Below are 21865 nucleotides of genomic sequence, written 5' to 3' on the forward strand. Positions count from 1 at the left end.
CCCATGCCATGCTCCCTGTCATGCCCGACTCTCCCGACCTCCTCCGCTTCACCCCGGTCCCGCTCCAGCGCCGTGCGCGCGGCTGGACGCCTGATGCGCAGGCGGCGTTCATCGCCGCGCTGGCCCAGTGCGGCATCGTCGCGCACGCGGCGCGCAGCGTGGGCTGTTCGCCGCGGTCGGCCTATCATCTGCGCGCGCGGCCCGGCGCGGACAGTTTCGCCGCGGCGTGGGACTGGGCGATCGAAATGGGGCTGGACGCCGCGCGGGATCGCGCCATGGCGCTGATCCATGACGCCGCGCCGCGACCGCTCCTTCGGGGCGGGCGGGAGGTTGGCTATCGCACCGGGCCGGACCATCGCATCATGTTCGCGGCGCTGCGGTCGCTGGCGGGCGACGTCGAAGGGCTGCGCGCCCATATGCCCCATCGCGTGCGGATCGACCAGCGCGAAGCGGCGGAACAGGCACCCAGCCATTTGTTATGATCTTTCGCCAATAGGAAATATCATGTCGCATTTACCGGGAAATATGCGAAGTTAAGCGGCAAATATCCTATCCCGGAGCGCTTGCATGACCGCCACTCGCCGCGATTTCCTTGTCGCCGGTTCCTCCGCCTTCGCGCTGGCCGCCCTGCCCGCCCGCGCCGCCCAAACGCCAGACGCCCGCGCCGAAGCGACCCTTGCCGCCATGGCCGAAGCGATGCTGGCCGACGCCCCGGAAAGCGCCAGCGGGCTTGGCATCGACACCGGCCCCCGCGCCGCGCTCAAGCATCGGCTCGGCAATAAAAGCCCGGCGGGTCAGGCGCAGATCGCCGCCCATGTGACCGATCGCCTGGGCAAACTCCGCGCTATCGATCTTGCCCCGCTCTCCCCCGTCACCCGCACCAATGTGGAGGTCACCCGCGCCGCGCATGAACTGGCCGCCGAAGGGTTCGCCTTCCCCTTTGGCGACATGGCGATGATGAACAGCAACTGGTCCTACCGCAACGCGCCCTATGCCGTCGCCCAAAACACCGGCAGCTTCGTCGAGACCCCCGATTTCCTCGATTCCAACCACGCCATCGCCACCCCCGCCGATGCCGACGCCTATCTCGATCGCCTCACCGCCTATGCCGCCAATCTGGCGGGCGAAACGGAGCGGCTGCGCCATGACGCAGGCATCGGCGTCTCCGCCCCCGCCTTCCTGCTCGATAAGAGCATTGCCCAGATGGAGGCCGTGCGCGCCCTGCCGCTGGACCAGTGGGTGCCGGTCGCCTCCATCGCCCGCCGCACCGCGTCGATGCCCGGCGACTATGGGGCGAAGGCGCTCCAGATCGTCCGCACCAAAGTCGCCCCGGCGCTCGCCGCTCAGGTCGCCGAACTCAAACGCCAGCGCGCCACCGCCACCATGGACGCAGGCGTGTGGAAATTGCCGCAGGGCGAGGCCTATTATGGCTGGGCGCTCAAAGCCGGGACGACCACCACCATGACCCCGGACGAAGTGCATAAGCTAGGTCTGGAGCAACTCGCCGCGCTCCAGTCCGAAATGGACGGCCTGCTCAAAGGGTTGGGCATGACCCAGGGGACCGTGGGCGAACGCATGACCGCGATGGGCAAGGATCCGCGCTACCTCTTCCCCAATGACGACAAGGGGCGCGCGCAGATATTGGCCTATATCGATGGCCGCCTGACGGACATCCGCGCCCGCCTGCCCCGCGCCTTCGCCACGCTGGTCCCGGCCAAACTGATCGTCAAGCGCGTGCCGGTGGAGATAGAGGCAGGCGCGCCCGGCGCCTATGCCGGGGCCGGCTCCATCGACGGGACGACGCCCGGCAACTATTATATCAACCTGCGCGACACCAGCATCTGGCCGCGCTACGGCCTGCCGACGCTCACCTATCATGAAGGCATACCGGGCCATATCTGGCAGGGCGAATATACCTATAAACTGCCGCTGATCCGCTCCCTGCTCGCCTTCAACGCCTATAGCGAGGGCTGGGCGCTCTATGCCGAGCAGCTGGGCGACGAGCTTGGCGCCTATGACGGCGATGTCGCCGGGCGGCTGGGCTATCTCCAGTCGATCGCCTATCGCTGCTGCCGCCTGGTGGTCGACACCGGCCTCCACGCCAAGCGCTGGACCCGCGAAAAGGCGATCCACTGGTTCGCCACCACCAATGGCTCCACGGTCGAGGATGTGCAGGGCGAGGTCGACCGCTATTGCGCCTGGCCGGGGCAGGCCTGCGGCTACAAGGTCGGCCATGGCGAAATCAACCGCCTGCGCACCATGGCGAAAGCCGCACTGGGCGACCGCTTCGACTTTCGCCTGTTCAACGACGCCTTGGTCAAGGGCGGCGGCGTGCCGATGACCGTGCTGGCGGGCCATGTCGAGGCATGGGTGGCGGAACGGAAGGGCGGTTAAAATAGAAACTACGTGCTCCCGCGCAGGCGGGAGCCCAGTTCCGCCGTTTCCACTGGGCTCCCGCCTGCGCGGGAGCACACGGCCTTAACCCGGTCATGAAAAAAGGCCAGAGGATCGCTCCCCCGGCCCTGTCCTGTTCCGCTGCGCTTGGGTCTTACCCCACAAACGCCCGCTCGATCACGAACTGCCCCGGTGCCGCATTCGACCCTTCGGTAAAACCATTGGCCTCGAACCAGGCTGCGAACTGCTTGATCATTTCCATGCTGCCGCACATCATGATCCGGTCGGTTTCGGGGTCGAACTTAGGCGCGCCAGGAATCCCCTCGAACAGCACGCCGCTCTCGACGAGCTTGTCGATCCGCGCAGTGTGGCCATCGAAAGGTTCGCGGGTCACGGTCGGCACATAATGGAACTGGGCGGGCGCCTGTTCGGACACCAGCGGATCCTCCGCCCATTTGGATTCCAGCTCTTCGCGGAAGGCCAGATCGCTCACCCGCCGCACCGAATGGATCGCGACGACCTGCTCGTAAAATTCATAGACGTCCGGGTCACGCGAGAGGCTCAGGAACGGGGCAAGGCCCGTGCCGGTCGACAGCATGAACAGCCGCTTGCCCGGCAATAGCGCGTCGGTCACCAGCGTGCCGGTCGGCTTGCGGCCCAGATAAATCTGGTCGCCCGGCTCGATCAGCTGGAGCTTGGACGTCAGCGGACCATCCTCGACCTTGATCGACAGAAATTCCAGCTCCTCGTCCCACGAAGGACTGGCGACCGAATAGGCGCGCAGCAGCGGCTTGCCATTTTCGCCCTTCAGGCCGATCATGACGAACTCGCCGGAGCGGAAGCGGAAGCTGGCCGGACGGCTGATGCGGAAGCTGAACAGATGCTCGTTCCAGTGCCGCACCGACAGCACCGTTTCCACGCTCAGCGCACCGGTGGGTTCCAAGTGCGGCTTTTCGATCGTCACGTCGGTCAAGACCTTCTTCCTTGCCATCTATGCGCGCCTGCCGGGGCGGGCAACGCCAGTTGCGTATCGTTCGCAACAACTGATATCAGCCGCGAATGGAGCCAACGCCGCTTGAAGGCAAGGCGAAAAAAACTTGGGGGGCCGATAGCTGGCCCCCTTTGCAGGGCTGGCTTCAGCCGAACAGCCCCTTGGCCAGGCCGCCCAGTTCATTGAGCGGATTGCCGTCGCCATCGCGATCGAACATCCCGCCAAGCTTGCCCAATATCGCTTCGGGACCGCCGAACTGGCCCAGCAATGCCTGCAACTTGTCCGCCGACACGCCATGTTCCGCCGCCGTTTCGGCGAGCGCCGCCACGCTGGTTTCACCCGACCCGATCTTGCCACTGATTTCGGTCATCAATCCCTGCATCTGTTCCGGCGTCACGCCGATCTGCGCCGCGATCGCTTCCAGACCGCCAACCTTGCCGATAAGATCGTCGAACATGCCCATCATCGTCACTCCTGCTTCACCACGACGCGCAACATAGCATCGTTACGCATGTGCAAAAAGAAAAAGGGCCGGAAGGATCGCTCCCCCGGCCCCGATTTTTCACGATTGCGCCGGATCAGGCGGCGACGGTCAGTGCCGCGCTGCGGACGCCTTCGTCCACATGATCCTCAAACTGCGCGAAATTGTCGACGAACTGCTTGACCAGCACGGCGGCGGTTTCGTCATAGGCGTTGGCGTCCGCCCACATCGCGCGCGGATCCAGGATGGTCGATTCGACACCAGCGACCGCCACCGGCACGTCGAACCCGAAATTGGGATCGGTGCGGAATTCGGCCTGGTTCAGGCTGCCGTCGAGCGCGGCGTTGAGCAGCGCGCGGGTCACCTTGATCGGCATCCGCTTGATCCCCGGCATCGTCGCCTTGCCACCGGCCCAGCCGGTATTGACCAACCAGCAGGTAACCCCGCCCTTGTTGATCCGCTCCTTCAGCAGATTGCCATAGACGCTGGGGTGACGCGGCATGAAGGGCGCGCCAAAGCAGGTGGAGAAGGTCGCGGTCGGTTCGGTCACGCCGATTTCGGTGCCAGCGACCCGCGCGGTATAGCCCGACAGGAAGTGATACATCGCCTGTTCCGGGGTCAGCCGCGCGATCGGCGGCAGCACGCCATAGGCGTCGGCGGTCAGGAAGATGATATTCTTCGGGACCGGACCCAGATTTTTTTCCGACGTGTTGGGAATGAAATCGATCGGGTAGGAACCGCGGCTGTTCTCGGCCAGGCTGTTGTCGTCCAGGTCGATCTCGCGAGTCTCCTCGTCGATCACGACATTTTCCAGCACCGTGCCAAAACGCTTGGTGGTGGCGAAAATCTCCGGCTCGGCCTCGGCCGACAGGTTGATCATCTTGGCGTAGCAGCCACCCTCGAAATTGAACACGGCGGTGTCCGACCAGCCATGCTCGTCATCGCCGATCAGTGTGCGGCTGGCGTCCGCCGACAGGGTCGTCTTGCCCGTGCCGGACAGGCCGAAGAACACAGCCGTGTCGCCGTTCGGGCCGATATTGGCCGAACAGTGCATCGGCATCACGCCCTTCACCGGCAGCAGATAGTTGAGGATGCCGAAAACCGACTTCTTCATTTCACCGGCATAGGCGGTGCCACCGATCAGGATCAGCTTTTCGGTGAAGTTGACCGCCACCACCGTCTCGCTGCGGCAGCCATGGCGCGCAGGGTCAGCCTTGAAGCTGGGCAGGTCGATGATCGTATATTCAGGCGCAAAGCTCGCCAATTCTTCCGCGCTCGGACGGACCAGCAGGGTGCGGATGAACAGATTGTGCCAGGCGCGTTCGTTGATGACGCGCACATTGACGCGATATTCAGGCTGCGAACCGCCGAACAGGTCGGCGACATAGAGCGTGTCCTTCTCGCCCAGCGCCTTGAAGAAATCTTCCTTCAGCGCAGCGAACTGCTCCGGCGTCATGCCGCGATTGGTATCGCCCCACCACACCGTCGATTCGGTTTCGGCGTCGCGAACGATGAACTTGTCCTTGGCGCTGCGGCCGGTATGCTTGCCGGTCTTGACGACCAGCGGGCCGTCCTTCGACAATATGCCTTCGCCGTTGCGGATCGCCGCCTCGACCAAAGGCGCGGTGCCGAGATTCCAGAACTGGACGGCATTGGTCGTAATGCCCTGGTTGACCAGGGTGATTGAGGATTTGGCCTGCACGCCTTTGCTCCTGATGTAATAATTCCGTGTCACAAACATCTGCATATTCGCGACCGGTCCGCCCCTCAGCGCCGCTGTCTTGTGCGCGGCGTCATTCCTGCAGACATTTGGGGGCATAAGGCTTTGCGGATGGTGCGTCAAATCCCTGTGGTCCGGCGTTTGTCCCGAATAGCGACTCTTATACCGCAGGATCGGCTGCACCTGCCTTCCTTGCAGCGCGCGCTGGCATGGTCTAACGCTCTGTCCGCCCCCGTCCTCACATATTCCTGGCCACACATTTTTCTGGGATGCCGCATGACAGCAACCATCGCCCTGGTGGATGACGACAAGAATATCCTGACGTCCGTGTCGATCGCGCTCCAGACCGAAGGCTTCATGACGCGGGTCTATTCCGATCCCGAAGGCGCGCTGAAAGCGCTGCTCGACAATCCCGCCGATCTGGCCGTGTTCGACATCAAGATGCCGCGCATGGACGGGCTGGAGCTACTCCGCCGCCTGCGTGAGAAAAGCCCGATGCCGGTCATTTTCCTGACGTCCAAGGCGGACGAGCTGGACGAGGCGCTGGGGCTGGCGATGGGCGCGGACGACTATATCTCCAAACCCTTTTCCCAGCGGCTGCTGATCGCCCGCATCCGCGCGATCCTGCGCCGCGCCGAAGTCAGCCGCACGCCCGAAGCCCCCGACCAGCCGGTCGCCGACCCGATCATCCGCGGGCGGCTGGAAATGGACCCGGCGCGCCACCGGGTGAAATGGAACGGGCAGGACGTGACGCTGACCGTCACCGAATTTCTCATCCTCGAAACGCTGGCCGCCCGCCCCGGCGTGGTCAAGAACCGCAACCAGTTGATGGACGCCGCCTATCAGGATGACGTCTATGTCGACGACCGCACCATCGACAGCCATATCAAGCGGCTGCGGCGCAAATTCCGCGAGGTAGATTCCGATTTCAACGCAATCGACACACTCTATGGCGCCGGATATCGCTTCTCCGAAGAGTGACGGCATGGGTGCTGACGGCCTGCGCTGGTCCGGGCGGATCAGCCTCACGCCGCGCATCCTGGCCGTCAACGTCTTTGCGCTGGCGCTGCTGGCGGGGGGATTCTTCTATCTCGACAGCTATCGCACGCGCATCGTCGACGCACGGCTGGAACAGTCGGCGCGGGAACTGCAATTGCTGGCGATCGGGCTGGAAAGCGCGCCGCCCGAACGGCAGGGCCAGCTGATCGCCGCCTATGCCCGCCAGACCGGCGACCGGGTGCGCCGCTACGCCCCCGACGGCCATCGCCTGTCCGACAGTTTCGCCATGAACGCGCCGCGCTATCGGCTGCGCCAGCCGTCGGAAGAAGGCTGGCAGCGTCATGTCGCCCGCTTCCTGGACAAGGCGATGGACCGGGTCGTATCGGCTGACCGTCCGCCAGACTTTACCGAACCGACCGTCGATCGCGCCGATGCCTGGCCCGAAGTGCAGCTGGCGCGCAAGACCGGGCGACCCCAGGCAGTCAATCGCTATGCCCCCGACCGGACCTTCGTGATTTCCGCCGCCATGGTGATGCGCGACGGCACCAGCCTGCTGGCGACCGAAAATGCCCGCGACATCACCCGCACCGTCCGGGCGGAGCGGCTGCGGCTGGGCATGGTGCTGGCCGTGGCGGCGCTGGCGTCGGTATTGCTCTCGCTATTCCTGGCCCGCACCATCGTGCTGCCGCTCCAGCGTCTTGCCCGCGCCGCCGTGCGGGTGCGGCTGGGCCGGGCGCGGCAGGTCACCGTGCCGCGCCTGCCCGAACGGCGGGACGAAATCGGGATGCTGGCGCGCGCTTTGTCGGACATGAGCCAGGCATTGCGCCAGCGGATCGACGCGACCGACGCCTTTGCCGCCGATGTCAGCCATGAGCTTAAAAACCCCATCGCCTCGCTCCGCTCCGCCCTCGACGCGCTCGACCGGGTCGACCGACCGGACCTGCGCGCGCAGCTGATGGCGATCGCGCAGGACGATGTCCGCCGCCTCGACCGGCTGGTCACCGACATTGCCGAAGCTTCCCGCGTCGATGCGGAACTCTCGCGCACCCGGTTCGAGCCGATCGATCTGGGCCAGCTGATCGAAAAGATCGTCGGCGCCCATGAAGCGCGCGGCGTGCCGCGCGGCGTCCGCCTCGCCTTCGCCCGCCCGCGCAAGGATGTCGCGGTGGTGCTGGGGGAAGAACAGCGGCTGGTACGGGTGCTGGAAAATCTGATCGACAACGCCATTTCCTTCTCCCCGGACGGCGGACTGGTTCAGGTGGTCGCGACCGTGGCTGACGATCAGGTGCTGGTCAGTGTGGAGGATGAAGGGCCGGGCGTCCCGGAATCGGAGCGGGAGCATGTGTTCCGCCGCTTCCACAGCGTCCGCCCCGAAGGCGAAAGTTTCGGCAAACATTCCGGCCTTGGCCTGGCCATCGCCCGCTCGATCATCGACGGGCATCAGGGCCGCATCAGCATCGCCGACCGGCAGGACGCCCAGAGCGGCGCCTGCTTCATCCTGCACCTGCCCATGGCGGTGGCGCGCGATCCCGGCATGGTGTCGGAATGATCGCTATCGCCCGGCCATGGCGGTTGGCGACGGCCCGATAGCGGGCTAGGGTAGCGGGCCATCATGTCGACCGTGCCCCTCCCCCGTCGGCGCTTCCACCGCCTTGCCCTTGCCGCGCTGCCCGGCCTGCTTGCGCTGCTTGGCGGCTGTTCCAGCGAGAATAACGACCCGGTGGTCGTCAGCGTCGTGGGCGACCGCGATGATTTCGCCAAACCCTTGCAACAGCTGCCCGATCCCGGCGCCAAGCTGATCCTGGAAGCGACCGCGCAGGGGCTGGTCGCGTTCGACGCCAGCGGTGACATATTGCCCGCACTCGCCCAGCGCTGGATCGTGGAGGATGACGGGCGCAGCTATATCTTCCGCCTGCGCCGTGCCTTCTGGGCCAATGGCGCGCGCGTCACCGCGCCCGACGTTGCGCGGATGCTGATGGCACGGATCGAATCGCTGCGCCGCTTCGACCCGGACGGACCGCTGGACGCAGTGCAGGCCGTCATCCCGATGACCGGCGAAGTGATCGAAATCCGCCTCGCCGCCGCCCGCCCCCATATCCTCCAGATGCTCGCCCAGCCGCAAATGGCCATCGTCTCGCGCGATGGCGGCACTGGCCCTTATCGGCGCAAGACATGGGGCAAGGCGGTGATCCTGACGCCTGTCGACCGGCTGAGCGGCGGGGACGAGCCCGAAGAAACGCCGGTCCCCGCCTGGCAGACGCGCGTCGTGCGTTCCGAACGGGCCGCGCTGGCGATCATACGCTTTCGCGAACGCCAGGCGGCGCTGGTGCTGGGCGGACGCCTGGCCGACCTACCGCTGCTGGTGCCAGCGGGGATAGATCGCGATGCGGTGCGGGCCGATCCGGTGCAGGGCTTGCTGGGGCTGGCGGTGACCGGCAGGGGCCGCCTGCTGGACGATGACGGGGTACGCGCAGCCATCAACATGGCGATCGACCGCAGCCAGATTCCCGCGCTGCTACCGATCGGCGGCTGGGCGACCAGCAACCGCATCGTCCCCGACCAGCTTGACCTTGGCCGTCCGCCGACCGAACCTGAGTGGGCGGCGCTGCCGCTGGATGACCGGCGCGGCCGGGCGAGCGCAGCCGTTGCTGTCTGGCGTGACGATCATGGCGACCCGCCGCCGCTGCGTATCGCCCTGCCGCAGGGTCCGGGCGCAACATTGCTGTTCGGGCTGCTGCGTCGCGATCTTGGCGCAATCGGCCTAGCCGTCCGCCGCGTCCCCCTCACAAGCGGCGCGGACCTGCGGCTGATCGACGAAGTCGCCGCTTATGACAGCGCGCTCTGGTATCTGGGCCGGGTCGGCTGCGCCCGCAAAATCCATTGCAGCAATGAAGCCGATGCCCAGCTTCAGGCCGCCAGCCTTGCCAGTTCGCTCGCCGATCGCACGGTCCGCATCGCGGAGGCCGAAGCGCTGATGGTCGCGCATAATGGCTATATCCCGCTCGGTGCGCCGATCCGCTGGTCGCTCGTGTCCAAGCGGCTCAACGGCTTCCTGCCTTCGCCCCGTGCGCGCCACCCATTGAACCATCTGTTCCGCCGCACCAATTAGGGATGGCAACAGGAGACGCTTTACCCATGCCGATATCGCCCGATCCCGCAAAGGCTGGCGCCCGCGCCATGCCGGGCTTTGGCCGCGACCCCGCTTCGGTCCGCCGTCGCATCGAAACGATGGAGGAGGTGCTGGAGCGGCTGTTCGTCGTTCCCGGCATCAACCGCCCGGTCGGCATCGACAGCATCGTCGGACTTGTCCCGGTGATCGGCGACCTGGCCACCGCGTCGATGGGTATCTGGATGATCTGGGAAGCGCGCAATCTGGGCATGTCCAAATGGCAGCTGACCCGCATGTCAGCCAATGTCGGGGTCGACACGCTGCTGGGCGCCATCCCCCTTGTCGGCGACCTGTTCGACTTCGCCTTCCGATCGAACAGCCGCAACCTGCGCATCATCCGCAAGCATCTGGACAAGCATCATCCCTCGACCGTGACGATCGACGGCTAGGGATTGCTATTCCCCAGCGTCTGGACATTGGGATCAAGGTCTAGGATCAGCCCCGGCTTGCGCGCCGGCACCGGCGCTTCGCGCGGCATGGTCTGCGTCGCGTGTCTGCGCGGATTGGGGATATTCGGTCCCGGCTGTATCCGCACATAGCTTGCAACCGCCGCGCCGCCCTGATGCGCCGGACAGCGGGCAAATTCCATCGCCCGGTCCATGCACAACCACACTTCGCTCAGCCAATTGCCGCGCGTCGTCGTGACGCGCAGCATGTCCGGCCTTAACCCTTGGTTGGCGCGTGCGAAGGCTTGCGCAAACTGCCCCACAGTCACATTCTTCGTCCGCGCCAGCGCCCCCATGTCGGGATAGCGGATCGACTGGTATAAAGCCCGCGACAGGTTGAAATACAGCTCGGGCTTGCTCGTCATGCAGGTGCCATGCTTGGCCCATTCATGCTGGATCAGCTGGACCGAGGGCGTCGCGCACAGATTTTGCCGGATCACTTGCCGCGGCACCAGATCGGCCGCGCGGCAATATTGCGGCCATTCCTTGCCAAAGCCGTCGGGCCACAACCCGTGCAAGGTGAAGCCGAAACGGCCATTCCGCCCCCCGCACTGGATCGCACTGCGCCCACCCTTCGCGGTCGAACAATATTGCGGCGACCAGCTGAGCGCCAGCGTATAGCTGCCGATCGGCAGGATGCGTTTGGGTTCGTTTGCGCTCGGCCCTTCCAAATCGGGCCGGGCGACCTGGGCAGGCGGGCTGCACTGGGCCGATTGCGCCAGCGCCGTCCCCGGCACTGCGATCAGCGCCAGCATGGCCAGCCGCTCAAGCATAAGCAAAGTCCAGCCCGATGTCCGCCGCCGGGGCCGACTGGGTCAGCCGCCCTACGCTGATATAGGTGACGCCCGTTTCCGCCTTCGCCCGGATCGTCTCCAGCGTCACCCCGCCCGACGCCTCGGTCGGCACCCGCCCGGCGACCAGTGCCGTCGCCTGCCGCAGCATTGCGGCGTCCATATTGTCGAGCAGCAAATGCGTCGCCCCGGCGGCCAGCGCCGGTTCGATCTGGTCGATCCGGTCAACCTCGACGATGATCTGCTGCACCCCGGCATCGACCGCGCGGCGCACTGCTTCGCCGACCGACCCGGCTACCGCAACATGATTATCCTTGATCATCGCCGCGTCCCACAGCCCCATGCGATGATTGGTCGCCCCGCCCATTCGGGTCGCATATTTCTCAAGGACACGCAGCCCCGGAATGGTCTTGCGCGTGTCGAGCAGCGTCGCGCCCGTCCCGGCGATCGCGTCGACATAAGCCCGTGTCATCGTCGCGATGCCGCTCAGATGCTGCACCGTATTGAGCGCTGACCGCTCCGCCGTCAGCATCGCCCGCGCCTTCCCGCGAATCCGCAAAATGTCGGTCCCGGCCGCAACCCGATCGCCATCTTGGCGCAATTGCTCGATCACCACATCAGGATCAAGCGCGCGAAAAAACGCCAACGCCACCGGCAACCCCGCCAGCGTCACCGCATCGCGCGTATCCATCACCCCGTCGAACATCGCATCGGCTGGGATGACGGCCTCGCTGGTGACATCGCGCCCCTCCGGTCCGAGATCTTCGGCGAGGGTGGAAGCAACGAAAGCAGCAAGGTCGAAATGGGGGAGGGAGAAGGTCATCACCGCGCGCCCAAATCCCCCAACCCCACCGTGGCGCTGGCCATTTCCAGCATCCGGTCCAGGCTCTTCTTCGCGCCCAGCCGCAGCGTCTCGTCCATCTCGATGCGCGGCTGGAGGTCGCGCAGCGCCAGATACAGCTTTTCCATCGTGTTGAGCGCCATATAGGGGCAGATATTGCAGTTGCAGTTGCCGTCCGCGCCCGGTGCGCCGATGAAGGTCTTTTCCGGCACCGCCTTTTCCATCTGGTGGATGATATGCGGCTCGGTCGCGACGATCAGCGTGTCGCCGGGCATCGTCTTGGCAAAGTCGAGGATGCCGCTGGTCGATCCGACATAATCGGCATGATCGACGATATAGGGCGGACATTCGGGATGCGCGGCGATCGGCGCGTCGGGATGCTGGACCTTGAGCTTCAGCAATTCGGTCTCGCTGAACGCCTCATGCACGATGCACACGCCCGGCCACAGCAGCATGTCGCGGCCCAGCTTGCGCTTCAGATAGCCGCCCAGATGCTTGTCGGGACCGAAGATGATCTTCTGATCCTTGGGAATTTGCGACAATATCTTTTCGGCGGAGGAGGATGTCACGATGATGTCGGACAGCGCCTTCACCTCGGCCGAACAGTTGATGTAGCTGAGCGCTATATGGTCGGGATGCGCCTCGCGGAACGCCTTGAACTGGGCGGGCGGGCAGGAGTCTTCCAGCGAACAACCCGCGTCCATGTCGGGCAGCACGACGATCTTGTCGGGCGACAGTATCTTGGCCGTCTCCGCCATGAAGCGCACGCCGCAAAAGGCGATGACATCCGCGTCCGTCTCCGCCGCCTTGCGCGACAGCTCCAGCGAATCGCCGACGAAATCGGACAGGTCCTGAATTTCAGGGCTTTGATAATAATGACCCAGGATCACGGCATTACGCTCCTTGCGCAGCCGTTCAATCTCTGCGCGCAGGTCGGTGCCCTGCGGAATGCCGGTAAAAGCGTTCATATGCCTGTAACTCCTCGATCCCTGATGAGCGCCCTAACGCTGCCGTTGCCGGTTGGCCAGCACCTCGTTGATCGGTGTGGTCACGTCCCAGCGCTCGTCCTTCCTGCCCTTGCGCTCCGGCGGAAAGGTCACGATCACGCGCGCATCGCCATAGCCCGCCGCATTGAGCGGCGCCGTCATCAACCTGCCGATCGCCGCCCGACCATAATCGCGCGCCTGCGCCATACGTTCGGGCGAGCGCGCGGTCGCCAGCGCGCGGCTCTGCGCATGGGCGGACACGCGGCGGCTCAGCGCCTCGCTCGCCTGCCGGGTCACGAACAGGCCGTTGGTCTGCACCAAAGTGCGGCGGCTCTCGTCGACATTGGGCTTGCCCGGCATCACGTCGGGCGCGTTGACGATCAGCGTGCGGGTCTGCCCGTTCCATTCCAGATCGCCCGCATCCAGCTTGCTCACATCGACGAAATAATCGACCGAGAAGGGCATTTTGACGACCTGATCCGACTTGAGCAGGCCAAAGCCGCGCACATCCTGCGCACTGCTCTGGATCGTGCCGTTGAGTTCGGACACTTTCAGACTACTGACTCCGGACAGCTTGGCCGCGATCACCTTGGTCACCGCCGACCCATCTTCCTCGACCGCAACGACATAATCGCGGTCATAGCGCTGCCAGCCCAGCCACATCGCCCCGGCCACAAACAGCAGGAGCAGCCCCGCCGCGACCGGCCCGGCATAGCGTTTCAGCGCATCTGCCACAGGCCATCCGCCGCGCGCACGATCCCGCGTTGGTTAAGGTCGATCAGATGCGCCAGCACCGATCGCCCGGCGGCGGGATGCAGGCGGGGATCAACACCCTTATACATTTCGGCCACCATGTCGGGAATGACGCTGTCGCCGTTGCGCTCCAGAAAGCGCAATATCTGGCCCTCGCGCTGCTTGCGATGCCCCATCATGCCACGCACCAACCGCTGCGGATTGTCGATCGGCTCGCCATGGGCGGGATAATAGACCGCATCCTCGCGCTCCAGCAGCCGCTGCATCGACCGCATATAATCGGCCATGTCACCATCGGGCGGAGAAATCACGCTGGTGGACCAGCCCATGACATGATCGCCGGTAAACAGCGCCTGTTCCTCGACCAGCGCAAAGCACAAGTGATTGGACGTATGCCCCGGCGTCGCCACCGCCTCCAATGTCCAGCCGTCACCCGTCAGCCGATCGCCATCGGCCAGCACCCGGTCCGGGCGATAGGCCGCATCGAACGCCGCATCGGCGCGCGGCCCGTCATCGTCCAGCGTCAGCGGCGCGCAGCCGATCACCGGCGCGCCAGTCATTGCGCTCAATGGCCGCGCCGCCGGGCTATGGTCGCGATGGGTATGGGTGCAGACGATCGCCACGACCGGCCGCCCCGCAATCGCCGCCATCAGCGCCGCAAGATGGTCCGCCTCGTCCGGGCCGGGATCGATCACCGCCATGTCGCCCGTCCCGACCACATAGGTCTGGGTGCCGGTAAAGGTGAAGGGCGACGGATTGGGCGCCAGCACGCGGGCGACTAGCGGCGACAGCGGGATCGCCACGCCGGTCGGCAGGTCGGCCAGATCAAAAGGGGGTGCCATGCTTCCCATGTGCCTATTTTCCGCCGGATTTCAAGGCCGCGCCTGTCCCGCCGCCGCGGTTGCTGCTATCCTCCGGTCCATGCCCTCCCCAGACCTTATCGAACGCTGGCGTCATCATCTCAGCCTCGACCGGCGGCGATCGACCCATACGGTGCGCGCCTATGTCGCGACCGCCGAGCGGCTGGTCGCCTTTCTGGAGGCGCATCATGGGGAGCAAGTCACCGTCCCGCTGCTCGCCCGGCTGGAGCAAGCGGACCTGCGCGCCTTCCTCACCGCGCGGCGGATGGACGGGATCGGCAATCTGTCGGCGGCGCGCGAATTGTCCGCCGTGCGCGGTTTCCTGCGCTTCATCGGGGGCGAGGAAGCCCGCGTCCCGCTGCTCAAAGGCCCGCGCACCAAGCGCGGCCTGCCCCGCCCCATCTCCCCCGACGAAGCCGTAGCGCTGGCGCAGGACATTGCCGAGGGCGCACGCGAAACGTGGATCGGCGCGCGCGACTGGGCGGTGCTGCTGCTGCTCTATGGCGCGGGCCTGCGGATCGGCGAGGCTATGGGACTGACCGGCGCGGTGCTCCCTTTAAGCGAAACCCTGCGCGTCACCGGCAAGCGGGGCAAGATGCGCGTCGTCCCGCTGCTGCCGCAGGTCCGCGCAGCGATCGACACCTATGTGGCGCTTTGCCCCTACCCCATGACCCGCGACGAGATGCTGTTTCGCGGCGCACGCGGCGGTCCGCTCTCCCCCGCGCTCATCCGCCGCGCGGTGCAGGGCGCACGCGGACGCCTGGGCCTGTCGGACCGCACCACCCCCCACGCGCTGCGCCACAGCTTCGCCACCCATTTGCTGGGCCGCGGCGCGGATCTGCGCAGTCTGCAGGAACTGCTGGGCCATGCCAGCCTGTCCTCAACCCAAGTCTATACCCAGGTCGATGGCGCACATCTGATGGACGTCTATCGCAACGCCCACCCGCGCGCCTGAAATTCGCCGCATTCCTGCGTCAGCCTCGTGCTTTCCCCGCGCTGGAAAGCCGATGCTACGTTTAATCCTGACCTTGCAAAGTATCGGCGCAATCCCGCCCGACTTCGACCTCAAATCGGTTCAGCCCAGCGTCGATTCGATCGTCGTCACCGCGCGACGGCAAAGCCAGCGGATCGAGCGCGCGCCGGTCAGCGATGAACCTCCGCTCGGTCGCGCGGAGATGGGCCTGTTCGGCAAGGTTAAGGGCAATCTGCGTGTGGAAAGCCAGGGCATGGGGAACGGCACCACGTCGCAGCGGGTCATGGTCGGCGTGAAAATACCGTTCTGAACGCTCAACCCTTGGGCCGCCAGGTCGCCAATCGCCACAGATAGACCAGCACCGCTCCCACGACGCACACCGTTGCGGCCGGGCCGATATATGTGTCGATCTCGCTGAAATTCTTGCCCAGCACGAAACCGGCATAGGCCAGGATGATGTTCCAGATCAGCGCCCCGCCCGCGGTCCACGCCAGAAACTTCATATGCCCCATGCGGAACAGTCCGGCGGGCAGCGACACCATCGTCCGCAGCGCGGGCATGAAGCGGAACACGAACACGACGATCTGGCCATATTTGCCGAACAATCGGTCAAGCGCCTCGACATCGCGCCACTCCAGCGTAGCCCAGCGGCCATAGCGATCGACCAGCGGCTTCAACCGGCCAAAGCCCAGCACGTGCCCGACCAAATACCAGAAATAATTGCCGACCGTGGTGCCGAGCGTCCCTGCAACCAGCAACCACTCCATCGCCATCCGGCCCTGACCCACGCGGATGCCGCCAATGCCCATGATCAATTCCGACGGAATCGGCGGAAAGACGTTTTCCAGCACCATCAGCGCAAAAATGCCCCAATAGCCGCCCGCGTCGATCAGGCGGAGAACCCAGTCCGTCATGTCACGATGCCCAAAGGGAAGGTAACACATCCCCTCCGTTCGCCCTGAGCCTGTCGAAGGACCGTCCTTCTTGAAGAAAAGAACAAGGCTTCGACAGGCTCAGCCCGAACGGATCTAGAGTTAAGGATGAAAACAAAAACGTGTTCAAGCCGCCGCCCGCGCCGCCAGCCGGGCGTCGATCGCATCCCAGATCAGCCCGCCCGTATCGGTGCCATCAAAGGCGTCGATCGCCACGATGCCGGTCGGAGAGGTCACGTTGATTTCGGTCAGCCATTCGCCGCCAATCACGTCGATGCCTACGAACAGCAGGCCGCGTGCCTTCAGCTCCGGTCCCATCGCAGCGCAGATTTCGCGTTCCTTGTCGGTCAGCACGGTCTTGGCCGCAGATCCACCGACCGCCAGATTGGATCGGATTTCGCCCGCACCCGGAATCCGGTTGATCGCGCCCGCGACCTCCCCGTCGATCAGGACGATACGCTTGTCGCCTTGCGCGACGCCGGGGATGAAGGCCTGCACCATGAAGGGCTCAACCCATGATGCGTTGAAGATTTCCACCAGTGCGGAAAGATTCGATCCTTTGGCATCGACATGGAACACGGCGTTACCCGCATTGCCATAAAGGGGCTTCACAACAATCTCGCCATGCTGGGCGAGAAAACTGCGCACTTGCGCCAGATCGCGGGTGATCATCGTCGGCGGCATGAAGCGGGCATAGTCCAGCACGAACAGCTTTTCGGGCGCATTGCGGACGCTGGCGGGATCATTGACCACCAGCGTTTCGGCCTGCACCCGCTCCAGCAAATGGGTGGCAGTGATGTAGCTTAAATCAAAGGGCGGGTCCTGCCGCATCAGCACCACATCGACATCGCGGCCCAGGTCCAGCATTTCAGGTTCGCCAAAGGCGAAATGGTCGCCGTCCACTTTCTGGACCTTCACGGGCCGCGCCTTGGCCAGCACCCGGCCATCGCGATAGGTCAGGTCGGTGGCGAGATAATGGTAGAGCCTGTGTCCCCGCGCCTGCCCCGCCAGCATGATGTGAAAGGTCGAATCGCCCGCGATCTTGATGCCCTCCATCGGGTCCATCTGCACGGCGACGGTCAGGGGGTTGAGTTCGGTCATCTTCATTCCTTTTCCGTTCGCCCTGAGCGAAGTCGAAGGGCTCCGCCGAGCGTTAGCGAGGTGCTTTGCCTTCGCTGGCGCTCAGGCGAGGGCTTCGACTTCGCTCAGCCCGAACGGTTTTGGGGAGCAGCATATCACCCCCCATGCCAGACATTGGCCAGATGGCGTGGCGCGCGGCCCGGCGCAAGGAGGATGACGTCGATTCGCATATCGTCGCCCGCTTTGCCCAGATCATGCCAAAGGATTTCCGCCGCCGCCGCGACCCGGCGCAATCGCCGCTCGTCGATCGCCAGGTCCAGTTCCGCGGCGGTGGCGCGGGCCTTCACCTCGACAAAGGCCAGCATCGCGCCCTTGCGCGCGACCAGATCGACCTCGCCCGCTGGCGTGCGCATCCGCCGTCCGACAATCTGCCAGCCTTTCAACCGCAGCCACCAGGCCGCGATCCGCTCGGCCTGACGCCCGCGTCGTTCGGCGGCGAGTCTGGCAGGAATTGGACGCTTCACCCCTTCAATTCCGTCGCCCGGTCATAGAGCGTACGCCGGTCCAGCCCCAATTTCTTGGCGACCTCTCCCGCTGCCTTCGACACCGACAGCCGGGTCAGCGCCTCCCGCAACGCCGCGTCGGCATCCTCCGCGCTGGCGGGCGGCGCTTCACCTGGCGGGCCGACCGTCACCACAATCTCACCCTTGGGTGGCGCGTCGGAGTAACGGGCGGACAGTTCACTCAACGTGCCACAGGCGGTTTCCTCGAACGTCTTGCTGATTTCCCGGCTGACCGCAGCCTCCCGGTCACCCAGATGCGCGGCCATGGCGGACAGGCTTTCGGACAGGCGCGGGCCGCTTTCGTAAAATACCAGAGTCGCCCGCAGCCCCGCCACCTCGTCCAGCGCATCCCCCCGCGCCTTGGCCTTGCTCGGCAGGAAGCCCATGAACAGGAAGCGATCGGTCGGCAGCCCCGACAGCGTCAGCGCCGCAATCGCCGCGCTGGGACCGGGCAGCGTCGTGATCCGCCGCCCTGCCGCCCGCGCATCGCGCACCAGCTTATAGCCCGGATCGGAAATCAGCGGCGTCCCCGCGTCCGACAGCAGGGCGACCGATTCGCCCGCCATCCGCTCCACCAGCCGCGCCCGCACATTTTCGCCGCTATGGTCATGATAGGGCAGCATCGGCCGATCAGAGCCTGCATGGCGCAGCAGCCGCGCGCTTACCCGTGTATCTTCCACGGCGACCACGTCCGCCAGCCGCAGCACCTCCGCCGCGCGCGGAGTAAGGTCACCAAGGTTGCCGATCGGCCCCGCGACGATATAAAGCCCAGGTTCAAGACCCGAAGATTGAGTTTCCATAAGGACGCCAGATGACAGAGACGGATGCCTCCCGGCAAGCGGACTTGTTCGCTTCATTGAAGCGTGGCGCGCGAATCGCCTTTGCAGCAGGCACATTGCTGCTCGCTGCCTGCCAGTCGATCGTGCCCAAGGGACCGGCACCCACCACCCCTACTGGCCCGGTTGGACCTAGCGGCCCGGACGTCACGCAAGGCCTGCCGACCGACACGCTGCGCCACCGCGTCGCGCTGCTGGTGCCGATGAGCGGTCCCAATGCCGGGGTCGGCCAGTCGATCGCGAACGCGACCACGCTGGCCCTGATGGACACCAAAACCGACAAGATCCGCATCACCACCTATGACACCGCCCTGGGCGCGGCGGCGGCGGCAAACCGCGCGCTGGCCGAAGGCAACCGGCTGATCCTTGGCCCCTTGCTGGCCGAGGATGCCCGCATTGTCGGGCCGATCGCCGCGCGCACCAATGTGCCTGTCATCAGCTTCTCCAACGACGCCAGCGCAGCGGGCAGCGGCGTCTATATCATGGGTTACAATCCCAATCAGTCGATCGAGCGGGTCGTCGGTTTCGCCCGCGACAAGGGGTTGTCGCGCTTCGCCGCGCTCATCCCGCGCGGCACCTATGGCGAACGGGCGGGCAATGCGCTGCTGCGCGCGGTCGAGCAGGCGGGCGGTACGGTCGTGTCGATGCAGAATTTCGACCGCAGCCCCGCTTCGATCACCGCAGCGGTCAAGAAATTGCAGGCCGCCTCCAGCTATGACGCGCTCCTGATCGCCGACAGCGGCAGGGTCGCGCTTCAGGTCGCGCCGATCGTCCGCAAAAATGGCGGCGCGACCGCCCGCCTGCTCGGCACCGAACTGTGGAATACCGAAGGCACGCTGGCCGCCAGCCCGGTGCTGCGCGGTGCCTGGTTCGCCAGCGTCTCGGACACGCTCTACGGCCAGCTCGCGGGCAAATATCGCGCCCGTTACGGCACGTCGCCCTTCCGCCTGTCGTCGCTCGGCTATGATTCGGTCCTGCTGACCGTACGGATCGCGCAGGACTGGAAGCCGGGCAGCCCCTTCCCCGCCGCGCGCCTGCGCGATTCGGGCGGTTTTTCGGGCATTGACGGCGCATTCCGTTTTGGCCGCACCGGTATCGCCGAACGCGCGCTGGAAGTGTCCGAAGTGGGCGCGGGCGCAGTCACGGTCATCGCGCCTGCTCCCCGCAGCTTCGCGGAATAATCAGTCGGCTGCCGACCGGGGCACCCGCCCGGTCGGCAGGATCAGCGGCCAGCCATTATCCGGATCAATGCAGGCGGTGATGCCGTAGACATGGGCGAGCGCCTGCTCGGTCAGCACGTCCATCGGCGCACCATCGGCGACCAGCGCGCCGCCGTCCATCAGCAGCAACCGGTCGCACCAGCGCGCCGCCATGCTGAGGTCATGCAGCACCGTCACCACCAGCGCCCCGCCCCGCGCTTCGTCGCGCAGCAGGTCCATCACGTCGATCTGGTGGCCGGGGTCCAGCGCCGCGAGTGGCTCGTCGGCGATCAGTCCCCGCGCACCCACCGCCAGCGCCCGCGCGAGCAGCACCCGCGCCCGCTCCCCGCCCGACAATTCGGTCGCGATCCGGCCTTTCAGATGCAGCACATCGGCCCGCGCCATCGCAGCCTCTACCGCCGCCTCATCCTCGTCCGACAGGCGGGAGAGTGGCCCCAAATGCGGCAACCGCCCCAGCGCCACCAGCCGCTCGACGCTCAAGGGCCAGTGCAATGTCTGGCCCTGTGGCAGATAGGCGATGGCGCGCGCGATGCTCCGCCGGTCGATCCGCGCGACATCCTGCCCGTCGATGCAAACCTGCCCCGCCTGCGGCTTCGCCAGCCCCAGCATCGCCCGGATCAGCGTCGATTTGCCTGCGCCATTGGGTCCGATGATGCCGACCAATTGGCCCGGCTCCAGCGTCATGCTCACATCCCGCACCGCCGCATGACGGCCAAGCCGGACCGACAGTCCCTCTACGCCCAGGGTCACCATAGCCGCCGCTCCCGCATCAGGTGGATCAGGAACACCGGCACGCCCAGCATCGCGGTGACGACGCCGAGCTTCAATTCATTGGCCGACGGAATCAGCCGCACGCCAATATCCGCGAGCGTCAGCAGCACCGCGCCGCCGAGCAGCGAGGGCCATAGCACCGCCGAGGGCGACCGGTCGGTCAGCGGGCGCACGATATGCGGGACGATCAGGCCCACAAAGCCGATCGCGCCCGACACCGCCACCGCCCCGCCGACGCCGATCGCGACACCCAGCATGATCCGCAGCCGCGCGGCGTTGAGGTTCACGCCCAGTGCCTGCGCGCCTTCCTCCCCCAGGGTCAGCGCGTCAAGCGTCCGCCCGTCGGCCAGCAACAGCGCCGCGCCAATGGCGACGCAGGGCAAGGCGACGCTGACATGGACATAGCTGCGGTTTTCCAGACTGCCCATCAGCCAGCTCATAATCTCCATCGCCGCAAAGGGATTGGGCGACAGGTTGAGCGACAGGCTGATCCCCGCTCCCGCCAGCGTCGCGACGGCAATGCCCGCCAGGATGAGCGTCAGCGGGCTTTCCGACGGTCCCGCCAGCAGGAACAGGCCGGAGATGGCGATCAGCGCAGTGGTGATCGCCAGCAACGGCAGGACCAGCGGGTGCAGGGCGCTCAGCCCAAAATAGAGCGCGCAGACCGCGCCCAAGGCCGCCGCGTTGGACGCGCCCAGCACGGAAGGTTCGGCCAGCGGATTGCGCAAATAGCCCTGCAACGCCGCACCCGACAGGCCCAGCATCGCGCCGACCAGCAGGCCAAGCAGCATCCGCGGCAGGCGCAGGTCGATGATGATAGCACGCGCGACATCATCGCCGCCGCCCGTCAGCACCGCCCAGATCCGCGCCGGACTGATCGTGACCGCGCCCAGCATCACGGAACCCATTGCTGCGCCGACGAGCAGAAGCAGCAGCGCGGGGACGAGCAAGGGGTGACGGCGGGCCATCACGGGCGCTCCCCTTGGCGGTTGGCAAAGCGACGTGTTCCTGCGAAGGCAGGAACCCAGTTCTGCGCGCGGGACTGGGTTCCCCCCTGCA

23 protein-coding genes are annotated in these 21865 nt (G+C 65.7%); 9 read left to right on the plus strand and 14 right to left on the minus strand.

What is annotated here, in order from left to right; all coding sequences use genetic code 11:
• Positions 1-20: 20 nt before the first annotated feature.
• Together KRZ98_RS05500 and KRZ98_RS05505 are read left to right on the plus strand one after the other, a co-directional pair.
• On the plus strand, positions 21-482 hold the full coding sequence (locus KRZ98_RS05500) for a hypothetical protein (protein WP_217672660.1): 462 nt from the start codon (positions 21-23) through the stop codon (positions 480-482).
• A gap of 85 nt (positions 483-567) precedes the next feature.
• Complete coding sequence (locus tag KRZ98_RS05505) at positions 568-2394, plus strand: DUF885 family protein (RefSeq protein WP_217672661.1); 1827 nt, start codon at positions 568-570, stop codon at positions 2392-2394.
• A 154-nt stretch (positions 2395-2548) separates the two neighbouring features.
• Here KRZ98_RS05505 and KRZ98_RS05510 read toward each other — a convergent pair whose 3' ends face one another.
• The 3 genes from KRZ98_RS05510 to KRZ98_RS05520 form a co-directional block, all read right to left on the minus strand.
• Positions 2549-3385, minus strand: a complete 837-nt coding sequence (locus tag KRZ98_RS05510; protein WP_254798126.1) for a ferredoxin--NADP reductase — start codon at positions 3383-3385, stop codon at positions 2549-2551.
• A gap of 145 nt (positions 3386-3530) precedes the next feature.
• Positions 3531-3848, minus strand: coding sequence for a hypothetical protein (locus KRZ98_RS05515; RefSeq protein ID WP_217672710.1), 318 nt, complete (start codon positions 3846-3848; stop codon positions 3531-3533).
• 115 nt (positions 3849-3963) lie between these two features.
• Complete coding sequence (locus KRZ98_RS05520; protein WP_217672662.1) at positions 3964-5568, minus strand: phosphoenolpyruvate carboxykinase; 1605 nt, start codon at positions 5566-5568, stop codon at positions 3964-3966.
• A 294-nt stretch (positions 5569-5862) separates the two neighbouring features.
• Between KRZ98_RS05520 and KRZ98_RS05525 the strand changes: the two genes are divergently transcribed.
• The 4 genes from KRZ98_RS05525 (at position 5863) to KRZ98_RS05540 (ending at position 10143) form a co-directional block, all read left to right on the plus strand.
• Positions 5863-6567 carry a response regulator transcription factor gene (locus tag KRZ98_RS05525; RefSeq protein WP_217672663.1) on the plus strand — a complete coding sequence of 235 codons (705 nt, stop codon included), beginning with the start codon at positions 5863-5865 and terminating at the stop codon, positions 6565-6567.
• Positions 6536-8134, plus strand: coding sequence for an ATP-binding protein (locus KRZ98_RS05530; protein WP_217672664.1), 1599 nt, complete (start codon positions 6536-6538; stop codon positions 8132-8134). The genes KRZ98_RS05525 and KRZ98_RS05530 overlap by 32 nt, the downstream gene beginning before the upstream one ends.
• A 63-nt stretch (positions 8135-8197) precedes the next feature.
• Positions 8198-9694, plus strand: a complete 1497-nt coding sequence (locus tag KRZ98_RS05535; protein ID WP_217672665.1) for an ABC transporter substrate-binding protein — start codon at positions 8198-8200, stop codon at positions 9692-9694.
• A gap of 26 nt (positions 9695-9720) precedes the next feature.
• Complete coding sequence (locus KRZ98_RS05540) at positions 9721-10143, plus strand: DUF4112 domain-containing protein (RefSeq protein ID WP_217672666.1); 423 nt, start codon at positions 9721-9723, stop codon at positions 10141-10143.
• Here KRZ98_RS05540 and KRZ98_RS05545 read toward each other — a convergent pair.
• Genes KRZ98_RS05545 through KRZ98_RS05565 form a run of 5 tightly spaced genes read right to left on the minus strand, consistent with a single transcriptional unit; the run spans position 10140 to position 14413 of the window.
• Positions 10140-10973, minus strand: coding sequence for a ribonuclease T2 (locus tag KRZ98_RS05545; RefSeq protein WP_217672667.1), 834 nt, complete (start codon positions 10971-10973; stop codon positions 10140-10142). The genes KRZ98_RS05540 and KRZ98_RS05545 overlap by 4 nt on opposite strands.
• Positions 10966-11814, minus strand: a complete 849-nt coding sequence (gene nadC / locus KRZ98_RS05550) for a carboxylating nicotinate-nucleotide diphosphorylase (protein ID WP_217672668.1) — start codon at positions 11812-11814, stop codon at positions 10966-10968. The genes KRZ98_RS05545 and nadC overlap by 8 nt, the downstream gene beginning before the upstream one ends.
• Positions 11814-12800: a quinolinate synthase NadA gene (nadA, locus tag KRZ98_RS05555; protein ID WP_119746232.1), complete on the minus strand. Its 987-nt coding sequence runs from the start codon at positions 12798-12800 to the stop codon at positions 11814-11816. The genes nadC and nadA overlap by 1 nt, the downstream gene beginning before the upstream one ends.
• 33 nt (positions 12801-12833) lie before the next feature.
• Positions 12834-13553: a DUF4230 domain-containing protein gene (locus KRZ98_RS05560; RefSeq protein WP_217672669.1), complete on the minus strand. Its 720-nt coding sequence runs from the start codon at positions 13551-13553 to the stop codon at positions 12834-12836.
• Positions 13538-14413 (minus strand): MBL fold metallo-hydrolase, encoded by an 876-nt coding sequence (locus KRZ98_RS05565; RefSeq protein ID WP_217672670.1) that lies wholly within the window; start codon positions 14411-14413, stop codon positions 13538-13540. Before KRZ98_RS05565 ends, KRZ98_RS05560 begins: the two co-directional genes overlap by 16 nt.
• Before the next feature lie 79 nt (positions 14414-14492).
• Between KRZ98_RS05565 and KRZ98_RS05570 the strand changes: the two genes are divergently transcribed.
• Positions 14493-15386 (plus strand): tyrosine recombinase XerC, encoded by an 894-nt coding sequence (locus KRZ98_RS05570; protein ID WP_217672671.1) that lies wholly within the window; start codon positions 14493-14495, stop codon positions 15384-15386.
• A 52-nt stretch (positions 15387-15438) separates the two neighbouring features.
• Entirely contained in the window at positions 15439-15714 is a 276-nt protein-coding gene (locus KRZ98_RS05575) for a hypothetical protein (RefSeq protein WP_217672672.1), read from the plus strand.
• A gap of 4 nt (positions 15715-15718) precedes the next feature.
• Here the strand turns inward: KRZ98_RS05575 and KRZ98_RS05580 are convergent, their stop codons facing one another.
• The 4 genes from KRZ98_RS05580 to rsmI form a co-directional block, all read right to left on the minus strand.
• Positions 15719-16318 (minus strand): DedA family protein, encoded by a 600-nt coding sequence (locus KRZ98_RS05580; protein ID WP_217672673.1) that lies wholly within the window; start codon positions 16316-16318, stop codon positions 15719-15721.
• A gap of 144 nt (positions 16319-16462) precedes the next feature.
• The gene (gene gshB, locus KRZ98_RS05585; protein WP_217672674.1) at positions 16463-17437 is read right to left on the minus strand and encodes a glutathione synthase; all 975 of its coding nucleotides are present in this window, start codon (positions 17435-17437) and stop codon (positions 16463-16465) included.
• Between the two features lie 134 nt (positions 17438-17571).
• Positions 17572-17940, minus strand: coding sequence for a YraN family protein (locus KRZ98_RS05590; RefSeq protein ID WP_368389787.1), 369 nt, complete (start codon positions 17938-17940; stop codon positions 17572-17574).
• The gene (gene rsmI / locus KRZ98_RS05595; protein WP_217672675.1) at positions 17937-18779 is read right to left on the minus strand and encodes a 16S rRNA (cytidine(1402)-2'-O)-methyltransferase; all 843 of its coding nucleotides are present in this window, start codon (positions 18777-18779) and stop codon (positions 17937-17939) included. The genes KRZ98_RS05590 and rsmI overlap by 4 nt, the downstream gene beginning before the upstream one ends.
• An 11-nt stretch (positions 18780-18790) precedes the next feature.
• Between rsmI and KRZ98_RS05600 the strand changes: the two genes are divergently transcribed.
• Positions 18791-19996, plus strand: a complete 1206-nt coding sequence (locus KRZ98_RS05600) for a penicillin-binding protein activator (protein ID WP_217672676.1) — start codon at positions 18791-18793, stop codon at positions 19994-19996.
• Here the strand turns inward: KRZ98_RS05600 and KRZ98_RS05605 are convergent, their stop codons facing one another.
• Both KRZ98_RS05605 and KRZ98_RS05610 read right to left on the minus strand, forming a co-directional pair.
• Positions 19997-20788, minus strand: a complete 792-nt coding sequence (locus KRZ98_RS05605; protein ID WP_217672677.1) for an ABC transporter ATP-binding protein — start codon at positions 20786-20788, stop codon at positions 19997-19999. It lies immediately after the preceding gene.
• Complete coding sequence (locus KRZ98_RS05610) at positions 20782-21777, minus strand: iron ABC transporter permease (protein ID WP_217672678.1); 996 nt, start codon at positions 21775-21777, stop codon at positions 20782-20784. Before KRZ98_RS05610 ends, KRZ98_RS05605 begins: the two co-directional genes overlap by 7 nt.
• Between the last annotated feature and the right edge of the window lie 88 nt (positions 21778-21865).

It is taken from the genome of Sphingobium sp. AS12 (genome assembly GCF_019097845.1).
GTDB lineage: Bacteria > Pseudomonadota > Alphaproteobacteria > Sphingomonadales > Sphingomonadaceae > Sphingobium.